The sequence below is a fragment of the Limosilactobacillus pontis DSM 8475 genome (assembly GCF_001435345.1).
Classification (GTDB): domain Bacteria; phylum Bacillota; class Bacilli; order Lactobacillales; family Lactobacillaceae; genus Limosilactobacillus; species Limosilactobacillus pontis.
This window is the reverse complement of the sequence record NZ_AZGO01000058.1, coordinates 1-8,418: the sequence shown is the minus strand read 5'-3', so window position 1 is coordinate 8,418 and position 8,418 is coordinate 1. Positions and strand designations below refer to the sequence as shown.

The following is an 8,418-nucleotide window of genomic DNA, read 5'->3' as shown; positions in this document are numbered from 1 at the left end:
TGTTTTCTCACCAGCCACGTTTAGTTTTCCGAATATTACAATGCAGTTACGGGAAATAAGCTTCTCGGCCTCTTTTCAATCCTAGTATACGATTACCGGTTCACCAACCTGGAGGGCGTGGTAGGCCGGCCCGGCGTCCCGCGGGTGCATGTTGGCACAACCGTGGGAACCACCGGTGGCGACGTTATCCCCGCTCAGGTAGGCGGTCTTTGACCAGTTCTTCCGCCAGCTGGCGTCGTGGAAGCCACAGCCGCTGTTGGTGAACTGTGACCAGTACTGGACCTTGCTGGCGTAGTTGGAACCGTCGTTGTTCTTGCCCTTCAGAACGGATGGCGACTGCTGGTACATGATGTACCAAACGCCCTTGGGGGTCTCGTTCTGCGGGTTGTTGGCCCCGGTGACGACATCGGCGTCAAAGACACACTTGCCGTCCCGGTAGAACCAGGCATGCTGGTCAGCAATCGACAGCTCGGCGTAGGTGTCGCCGATGCCGTCATTGCTGGTGACACCGTAGCCGGTCCCGCGGGTCGTGTAGCCGATCCCGTAGACGTCACGGGCGGCGCTAACGGACTTCTTGCCATCCGCCAGTGCCTGGGCAAGTGTCTGGCCGGCGCGCTGGGTACTGAGCTTCCAGCCATAGGTCCCCTTGCGGTTGGTGGTGATCACCTTGCCATCGTGGGTCCGGAACTTGAAGGCCCGGCCCAGGGTGGCCTGGGCCCGGTTGATCTCACGGATCCGTCCATCGACCGCATTGGTATCAAACTGGTACTTGCCGTCGCGGTAAGTGGCCCTGGTGATCACGTCCGTGGTCGTGAAGTGGTAGGTCTTGTCCTCCACCTTGTAGTCGACGCGGCGCCCGGTCAGCTTGGCTAGCTGCTTCTTCTCGTCTTGCACCGTCTTGCTCGAGGTGGTCAGGGGCCGCTGGCGCTTGGCGGTCAGCCGGACAGTCCCGTTGGCCGCCCGCTGGTCAAACTGCTTCAGCAGCGCGGCCTGGTCATACTGGGTCCCCTGCTTGGCGGCCACCAGCTTGACCTGGCCATGTTCCAGCACGGCATAGGCATCGACAGGTGCCTGCCGTCCCTGGTTCAGCTGTTGGAGGCGGTTGACCACCGCCTGCTTCTTGGCCGCTGACTGGGGATCGTGCCTGATCTGGCTGGTCCAGACGAGGATGTTCTGTCGCTTGCTGGACGGGAAGAAGGTCGCCTGCTGCTTGAGGGTCTGGGCAAACTTCGCCTGGTCCCCGTTGCCGATGCCAGAGGCGGTGGCGCTGCCCTGGTAGATCAGCTGGCCATTCAGGTAGACCCGGTTGGCCCGCTTGGTGTTCTTGACCTTACTGTAGGCCTGCTTGGCGGTCAGACCGCCCACCGGCACGCCGTTGATGGTCGTGTTGCGGTTGAAGTGGGTGTGCTGGTGAATACCAAGTCCCACCAGCAGGACGAGCAACAGGGCCACGACGGCGCCAATTAGGTACTTAAGTCGTAATTGCATTGACGCATTACTCCCATCATCAAAGTAGTGGTGGTTTCCCACCTGACAGTGATGATTATACTAGCTTTGAATTATTTTGCCATCCCTTTAGCCCAAACGAAAAATCCGGAGAACGCCCACGTTCTCCGGATCGGTTTCAGGTTAAATTTCAGGATAGTTTTCCTTCTTGATGTTCAGCTTCTTGTTCTTCATGTCGGTCTTAACCACCGTGACGTCGCAAGGTGCTTCACGAATCGTGTAGGCCGCGGTCGAGCCGACGATCAGCCGGCCAACCACGTTCAGCCCAGTGGCCCCGATGACGACGTCGGTCTTGACGTCCTTGACCCCGGCATGTTCGGCCTTCGTCTGGTAAGTGCCGAGCCGCTTCTTCATCTCTTCGACGGCGGACTCGTAGATGCTGTGGTCAACGAAACCATAGCCGCTCGGGCCCGTACTTGGGTAGCGCTCCCCGTTGATCACACTCAACAGGTTGAGCTGGGCGTTGTTTTGCAGGGCCACTTCAACCGCCTTGTTGAAGGCCATGTCCGATTGCGTCGAACCATCAATGCCGACTAGGATCTTTTGATAACTCATAAGAACACCTCCAAAAAATACTATTTACTACACCTTTATTTTACCACTCCTGCACAGGTGTGAACTAATCAGTCACCAAATTATTGATGGCCTCCATGTAGATGGCCATCGACTTGATCAGGTCGGCCACCGGCTGGAATTCGTTGGCCTGGTGCATGGTGTTCGGCGTCTGCGGCATCAGGGCCCCAAAGGCAACCCCGCGCGCCATCAGCCGGCCATAGGTCCCCCCGCCGACGACCTCGGGTTTGGCGTCAGTGTCGCCGGTCTGGTCGATATAGGCCTGCATCAGAGTCTTGACGATCGGGCCCTCAGGGTCAACGTAGTGTGGCTTCTGAGACGGTCCCTGCGCCACCGTCATCCCCAGCTGGTCGGTGACCCGCTTGACGTTGGTTTCCAGCTCGTCCGGCGTGATCCCCTTAGGGAAGCGGAAGTTCATGTCGATGTCAGCACCATTGTCCTGGTCAAAGTTCAGGATTCCGGCGTTCATCGTCAATTCGCCCATCACCGGATCGGTGAAGGCCCCGTCAAAGCCAGCCATCCGGGTATCAAGGTGGAGGTATTTGGCCAGGAAGTGGATGAAACTCTTGGCCCCACCCGCGAAGTCGTACCGGTCGAGGAACGTGGCCAGATAGGTCCCGGCGTTGATCCCCTGCTCGGGTTCCATCCCGTGGGCCGCCTTACCGATCACGGTCAATCGCAGGCCATCAGCGGTCTCTTCAGCCGTCCCGGAGATCGGGTTGTCGTCGACGAACTGACTGAAGGCCGCCGTCACCTCGTTGCGGTCGGGAACCGTGACCAGGGCAACGGCTTCCCGCGGCACCATGTTGAAGCGCAGGCCGGAGTGGAAACTCTCCAGGACGTACTGGTCGCCGTTGGTGGCGGGGGCACCGATCTTCAGTGAGACCTGACCCTTCTCACCATTGATGACCGGGAACTCGGCGTCGGGTGAGAAGCCCAGCGTTGGGGCCGGTTCCACCTCAAAGTAGCGGTGCATCCCGGTCCAGTTGCTCTCCTCATCGGTCCCGACAATGAAACGGACCCGCTTGTTGAAGGTCACCCCCTGGTCCTTGAGGTACTTCAGGGCGTAGTAGGCCGCCATCCCGGGGCCCTTGTCGTCAGAGGCACCACGGCCGTAGAGGTTGCCGTCCTTGATTACCGGGTCAAAGGGGTCGGTATCCCAACCCTTGCCGGCCGGCATGACATCCAGGTGGGCCAGGATCGCCAGGGTTTCATCACCCTCACCCCACTCCGCGTAGCCGACCACGTTGTCGATGTTCTTGGTCCTAAAGCCGTCCTGCTCCGCCATCTCCAGGAAGGCGGCCAGGGCCTGGGCCGGCCGGGGACCGAGTGGGTATTCGTCGGTGGCCGCCGAATCATCCCGGACACTTGGGATCTTCATCAGGGCCGTTAAGTCGTTCAGGTAGTCCTTCTCCTGACTCTGTGCCGCTTTTAACCAGTCTGTCATTTTTAGTTCCTCCAATTATTTAATTTGCTAAAATAATGATACCATTAAAGTGTCGATTACAACATTGAAATCATTTAGGAAGTGTTTTTATGGAAAAATTAACGAATCAAATCCTGCATGATGTCATCAAGCCGCGGCCCGAGCACAGCTTCAAGGGAACCTTCGGCAAGGTCACCCTGGTCGGGGGCAACCGCAACTTCGGCGGGGCCATCATCATGGCCGCCACCGCTAGTGTCTGCGCCGGGGCCGGGCTGGTGACGGTCTGCACCGACCAGAGCAACTCCGGCGCCCTGCACTCCCAGCTCCCCGAGGCGATGTTTGCTGACTTCACCAACGATACGCAGGTTGCCAGCCTGGTCACCGCGGCCACGACGGTCGTGGTTGGTCCCGGCCTCGGCGACGATGACCAGGGCCTACACATCCTGAAGAACGTTTTCGCCCACACCACCAGCCAGCAGAACGTCGTCGTCGATGGGTCCGCAATCACCCTGATGGCGCAAGAGCAGCTGACCGCCCCCCGGGGTAACATCATCTACACGCCCCACGAGATGGAATGGCAGCGCCTCTCCGGGATCAAGATCGCTGACCAGACCCCTGACCGTAACCGGGCGGCACGCGACAAGCTCGACGCCACGGTGGTCCTCAAGAAGCACCACACCGAAATCTACGCGAAGGAGCAGACCTACCAGCTGACCATCGGCACCCCCGCCCAGGCGGTCGGCGGGATGGGCGACACCCTGGCCGGGATGGTCGGCGGTTTCGTGGCCGAGTTCCACCAGACGCCACTGAAGGCGGTCCTGGCCGCCGTCTACGCCCACAGCGCCATTGCCGAGCAACTGGCCAAGAACCAGTACATCGTCCTCCCTCACCAGATCAGCCGGGCCCTGCCAACCTTCATGAAGAAGATGGAGGCCGCCCCCGATGAGCACCACATCGGTTTTCTGGACTAGTTGACACGTCATTAAACACGAACGGAGTCAGGAGAGATCCGCACAATACCCCCTAGGGTTAAAACATCTTTTATTAAGATGTCAAATCCTAGGGGGTATTGTACAATCAGATCGCAATTGGATTTTCTAAGTTAGTTTTAGTCAGACTGATCAAGATGAAAATTGGGAGGGATTAAACTGAGAACACCATACGAAATCATTATAAAGTTTCAAATAGAGCCTTCGTCCATCCAAATATCTTAAAAAGCCCAGTGGCTTTAGTCTTTTTCGTTTTTTAGGATTTCAGAAATTTTCTTATCATTTCCCCAAACAGCCTTTGAATCATAAGGACGGTCTGGAAATGATCCGTATTCTAATTTGATATCATAGTTATTATCCCTAATAAATTTTTCAACTCTATCACTTAATTTTTCCGGTTTTCCGGAGCAAATATTGATAATTCCATTTACTTTATTCTGGCTGATAGCCGCGACAACCTGCTTACAAAAATCATCATAATCAAGAAAATCATATTGATTTTGCCCCGTTGTGAATGGAAAAGTCTTTTTACCCTCTTCAACTGCATGGGTTATTTTTAAAAAAATGGATTGGCCAAACTTGCTGTTACCAACAATATAGTATCCACGCAACCATTGCCAAGTTACGTGATTTTTTTCTGCGCCGCAGTTAAAGCAACCAGTTGTCTAAGCGCATTCTTACTTATCCCATACGGCGTTTCCGGGGAACAAGGTGTACCGGAATCAATACTCCCCTCATAGAAGCCTATTTCGTGCATAGTTCCCATAACCGCAACTTGTGAAATACCTGCTTCCATCATTTTTTTCAAGAAACTATAGTGCTTTGGCAAGTCGTCAATGTGGGCTGGTGAATTATGAATAAAGCCGTCTCTCCACGCTAAATGCAGTAAAACGTCGGGCCTACCAAAGTAATTATACGGATCTTTAACCTCGAAAAGATCAACTGGGATTTTTTTTACATCGACATTTATCCGATCGACTTTACGGCCAGTCGCGATGACTTCTACATTACTTTTTTGGCTTAGTTCTTCAACAATTCCTTGGCCTAAATAACCATTCGCACCTGTTACTAAAATTTTCATTTGTAATTACCTCGTTTTTAGGTATTGACGTGACTTCAGCTTAAATCACACATAATAACATTTAGTTATTGGCCGTTCTTGGCATACTTGGCCTCGACCGCGGCCTTCTCGTCCTTCCACCAGTCCTCGTGGGCGGTGTACCAGTCGATGGTGTGCTGGAGACCGGTCTTAAAGTCGGTGTATTCCGGCTCCCAACCGAGTTCCGTCCGCAGCTTGGTGGCGTCGATGGCGTAGCGCAGGTCATGGCCCGGCCGATCCTTGACGTGGTCGTAGGCGTCCTTTGGTTGACCCATCAGTTCCAGGATCATCTCGAGGACTTCCTTGTTGTTCTTCTCGCCGTTGGCCCCGATCAGGTAGGTCTCACCGATCTTCCCCTTGGTCAGGATGTCCCAGACGGCGCGCGAGTGGTCGTTGGTGTGGATCCAATCCCGGACGTTCTTCCCAGAGCCGTAGAGCTTTGGCCGGATGCCGCTCAGAATATTGGTAATCTGCCGCGGAATAAACTTCTCGATGTGCTGGTAAGGCCCGTAGTTGTTCGAGCAGTTGGAAATCGTCGCCCGCAGGCCAAAGGAACGGACCCAGGCCCGGACAAGCAGGTCAGAACTAGCCTTCGATGAGGAGTATGGACTGGATGGCCGGTATGGGGAGTCGGGCGTGAACTTCTCGCCCTTGCCTTCACCATGACCCGGCAGCTCTTCGCGCAATGGCAGATCGCCATAGACCTCATCAGTAGAGATGTGGTGATAACGAACGTCGTACTTCCGGCAGGCCTGAATCAGGGTGAAGGTCCCCTCGATGTTGGTCTTGATGAACGGCGTCGGGTCGATCAGGGAGTTGTCGTTGTGGCTCTCGGCGGCGTAGTGAACCACGGCGTCGGCCTGGCTGACCAGCTTGTCGACCAGGTCAGCGTCACAGATGTCGCCGACGACCAGCTCCACCTTGTCCTTCGGCAGGCCGGCGATGTTGGCCGGGTTACCGGCGTAGGTCAGCTTGTCGAGGACAGTGATGTGTTCAACCTCGGGGTGGTTATTGACCAGGTAATGAACGAAGTTAGAACCAATGAAGCCGCAGCCACCGGTCACAATAATGTTTTTGAATGCTTTCTCCATATTGATGCTACTCCTTCAGATTTCACCGTAAACAAACGGGTTGTTCTTCTTAAATTCCGTAAAGGTTGGCTGTACAGCGTCCTTTTCAGATAAGCTTGGCTTCTTTTCACCAATAAGGCATATATCAAGTCGTCAAAGTTAATAATCCCAAAGTGTTTGAAATAGTTAACATGGTAACCCAAAACAGACTTCTCCATAATTTTTAACGGCTAATTGAACCAGCTGTGATAGGTTATCATTAGAATCAAGTCCCCCGAGTCATCCCCAATAAATTCTGCCAGACTGTTTGGATGTTCCTAAACATTATAGAAGAAGTTCAGATCTAGGTCTGAGTCGTTGTCAAGAAGCTCCTCAAATTGGTGGATGTATTTGAACGCCGAGATTACTGGGATATCAAGGATTCCCGCCAGCATCAGCGTTGATAATGAATAGTAGACCATTAACTTAATAATAGACTGTGGGATTAGCTGTTTTGATCCCCAAAGTAATTGGTACAGCCACGTCACAGATCCACTAGCCAAAATTCTTCCCTTATAATTACCATCTCCCCCAAAATGCACACTAATTAGTATCAAAAAATAATCTGAGATAAATAATTCTCTTTATATTCTTTTTCATTCCCTACACTAATTAGCTATACGCTTATAGAATTATCGGTAATTTAAAAGAGGATATTTTATTACTCGGAGAGACTACGACAGCTTAATGTAATGCTGATAAACATCATCTAATTATGAAGAGAAGCACCTACTTTTTTCTGATTTCGTAATATTTGTCTCATAACCTGCCTACAAATCACAACTTTATATTTATTATGGGTTCTATACTGAAATAATCTTTGAACCTTGCGGGCATAAGACATCATTGAGGAGCGTGGCTCAATCTTTGCCAATAGTTAAAAATCTTTTAATTACATCTTTACGGTATCTGAATACACGTTTAGCATTCATAGTACCAGCTTTTTTATATAATTCTTCTTTCCTATATCTTTCGGTTGGATTAGCTAGCCGAAAATCCTTAACTCCTTTGTTGTTAAATTTTTTAACACAGATACTTGGACCTTTCGCATTCAGATATCTTTCACGAGCGTCCATGAATGCAATGTATCCATTAATTGAACGTTTACTCCGATATACAAACTTATATATACTCTTTGGCCTTAAAGATACGGAAATACCGTCAAAATAGAAGCCCAGATAAATCATTGGATATGGTCTGTAAGTGTTTCCTATAAGTTTAAAAAATTTTTATTTTCGGCAGATTGGAATAGTAGTTGAGTTTTATGAGGCTCTATTTTGAGATGGATTTTATCTTTACTATACTTAATAATTTTATCTTTAAGGCTAGTAATCAGTTTCACTTTATCTTTGGATGCCGGAATAACAACTATAAAATCATCTGAATATCTTCTGTAGATCCCATTATTCTGGTTAGCAATACTAGATAACCATGAGTCAAACTCATAGTAAGCACCGAATAACGACACGTATTGAAAAAAAGCGTCATGCACGACATCGGTTTTGATGTTACGCATGACGCTTGCTTATTTTAAATATGACATTGAGCCTGGACCTCTTTTGCCCATGGCAAAAAGCCCTCAAGATCTTTGTTTTCACGATTCGGTAAGTGATCAAACAGATACTTGAAGTATTTATAGATGTTCAAATGATTCATTTTAGCGTAAGCACCGAATAACGACACGTATTGAAAAAAAGCGTCATGCACGACATCGGT

General features: G+C 51.3%; 11 protein-coding genes and 1 pseudogene. 1 reads left to right on the top strand and 11 read right to left on the bottom strand.

Features of this window, described 5'->3' with window-relative positions; all coding sequences use genetic code 11:
- Positions 1-81: 81 nt before the first annotated feature.
- The 3 genes from FD34_RS05550 to pepV all read right to left on the bottom strand — a co-directional run bounded on the left by FD34_RS05550 (position 82) and on the right by pepV (position 3,526).
- Positions 82-1,488 carry a L,D-transpeptidase gene (locus tag FD34_RS05550; RefSeq protein WP_057807580.1) on the bottom strand — a complete coding sequence of 469 codons (1,407 nt, stop codon included), beginning with the start codon at positions 1,486-1,488 and terminating at the stop codon, positions 82-84.
- Positions 1,489-1,629: 141 nt separating this feature from the next.
- Entirely contained in the window at positions 1,630-2,061 is a 432-nt protein-coding gene (locus FD34_RS05545; protein ID WP_057807579.1) for a universal stress protein, read from the bottom strand.
- 64 nt (positions 2,062-2,125) lie between these two features.
- Positions 2,126-3,526: a dipeptidase PepV gene (pepV, locus tag FD34_RS05540; protein ID WP_057807577.1), complete on the bottom strand. Its 1,401-nt coding sequence runs from the start codon at positions 3,524-3,526 to the stop codon at positions 2,126-2,128.
- Between the two features lie 89 nt (positions 3,527-3,615).
- Between pepV and FD34_RS05535 the strand changes: the two genes are divergently transcribed.
- Positions 3,616-4,476, top strand: coding sequence for an NAD(P)H-hydrate dehydratase (locus FD34_RS05535; protein WP_057807575.1), 861 nt, complete (start codon positions 3,616-3,618; stop codon positions 4,474-4,476).
- A 257-nt stretch (positions 4,477-4,733) separates the two neighbouring features.
- Here the strand turns inward: FD34_RS05535 and FD34_RS08905 are convergent, their stop codons facing one another.
- From FD34_RS08905 to FD34_RS05505, 8 genes and pseudogenes are all read right to left on the bottom strand, one after another.
- Positions 4,734-5,105 carry an NAD-dependent epimerase/dehydratase family protein gene (locus FD34_RS08905; protein WP_235805998.1) on the bottom strand — a complete coding sequence of 124 codons (372 nt, stop codon included), beginning with the start codon at positions 5,103-5,105 and terminating at the stop codon, positions 4,734-4,736.
- An 11-nt stretch (positions 5,106-5,116) separates the two neighbouring features.
- Entirely contained in the window at positions 5,117-5,575 is a 459-nt protein-coding gene (locus FD34_RS08900; protein ID WP_235805996.1) for an NAD-dependent epimerase/dehydratase family protein, read from the bottom strand.
- 65 nt (positions 5,576-5,640) lie between these two features.
- Complete coding sequence (rfbB, locus tag FD34_RS05525) at positions 5,641-6,684, bottom strand: dTDP-glucose 4,6-dehydratase (RefSeq protein ID WP_057807573.1); 1,044 nt, start codon at positions 6,682-6,684, stop codon at positions 5,641-5,643.
- 15 nt (positions 6,685-6,699) lie between these two features.
- Positions 6,700-6,774: pseudogene (locus FD34_RS08580) on the bottom strand (dTDP-4-dehydrorhamnose 3,5-epimerase); the annotation flags it as partial.
- 206 nt (positions 6,775-6,980) lie between these two features.
- Positions 6,981-7,124: a hypothetical protein gene (locus tag FD34_RS08785; protein ID WP_235805994.1), complete on the bottom strand. Its 144-nt coding sequence runs from the start codon at positions 7,122-7,124 to the stop codon at positions 6,981-6,983.
- Positions 7,125-7,562: 438 nt separating this feature from the next.
- Positions 7,563-7,778 carry a hypothetical protein gene (locus FD34_RS05515; protein WP_152936744.1) on the bottom strand — a complete coding sequence of 72 codons (216 nt, stop codon included), beginning with the start codon at positions 7,776-7,778 and terminating at the stop codon, positions 7,563-7,565.
- Between the two features lie 134 nt (positions 7,779-7,912).
- Positions 7,913-8,218, bottom strand: coding sequence for an RNA-dependent RNA polymerase family protein (locus tag FD34_RS05510; protein ID WP_057807567.1), 306 nt, complete (start codon positions 8,216-8,218; stop codon positions 7,913-7,915).
- A gap of 14 nt (positions 8,219-8,232) precedes the next feature.
- Positions 8,233-8,418 (bottom strand): transposase domain-containing protein (locus FD34_RS05505; protein ID WP_057807565.1); only part of this gene is annotated, 186 nt, incomplete at its 5' end.

Excerpts from the sequence above, each read along its gene's own strand:
- FD34_RS05550 (WP_057807580.1), bottom strand. The coding sequence starts at position 1,488 with ATGCAATTACGACTTAAGTACCTAATTGGCGCCGTCGTGGCCCTGTTG.
- FD34_RS05545 (WP_057807579.1), bottom strand. The coding sequence starts at position 2,061 with ATGAGTTATCAAAAGATCCTAGTCGGCATTGATGGTTCGACGCAATCG.
- pepV (WP_057807577.1), bottom strand. The coding sequence starts at position 3,526 with ATGACAGACTGGTTAAAAGCGGCACAGAGTCAGGAGAAGGACTACCTG.
- FD34_RS05535 (WP_057807575.1), top strand. The coding sequence starts at position 3,616 with ATGGAAAAATTAACGAATCAAATCCTGCATGATGTCATCAAGCCGCGG.
- FD34_RS08900 (WP_235805996.1), bottom strand. The coding sequence starts at position 5,575 with ATGAAAATTTTAGTAACAGGTGCGAATGGTTATTTAGGCCAAGGAATT.
- rfbB (WP_057807573.1), bottom strand. The coding sequence starts at position 6,684 with ATGGAGAAAGCATTCAAAAACATTATTGTGACCGGTGGCTGCGGCTTC.
- FD34_RS08785 (WP_235805994.1), bottom strand. The coding sequence starts at position 7,124 with ATGGTCTACTATTCATTATCAACGCTGATGCTGGCGGGAATCCTTGAT.
- FD34_RS05515 (WP_152936744.1), bottom strand. The coding sequence starts at position 7,778 with ATGGACGCTCGTGAAAGATATCTGAATGCGAAAGGTCCAAGTATCTGT.
- FD34_RS05510 (WP_057807567.1), bottom strand. The coding sequence starts at position 8,218 with ATGCGTAACATCAAAACCGATGTCGTGCATGACGCTTTTTTTCAATAC.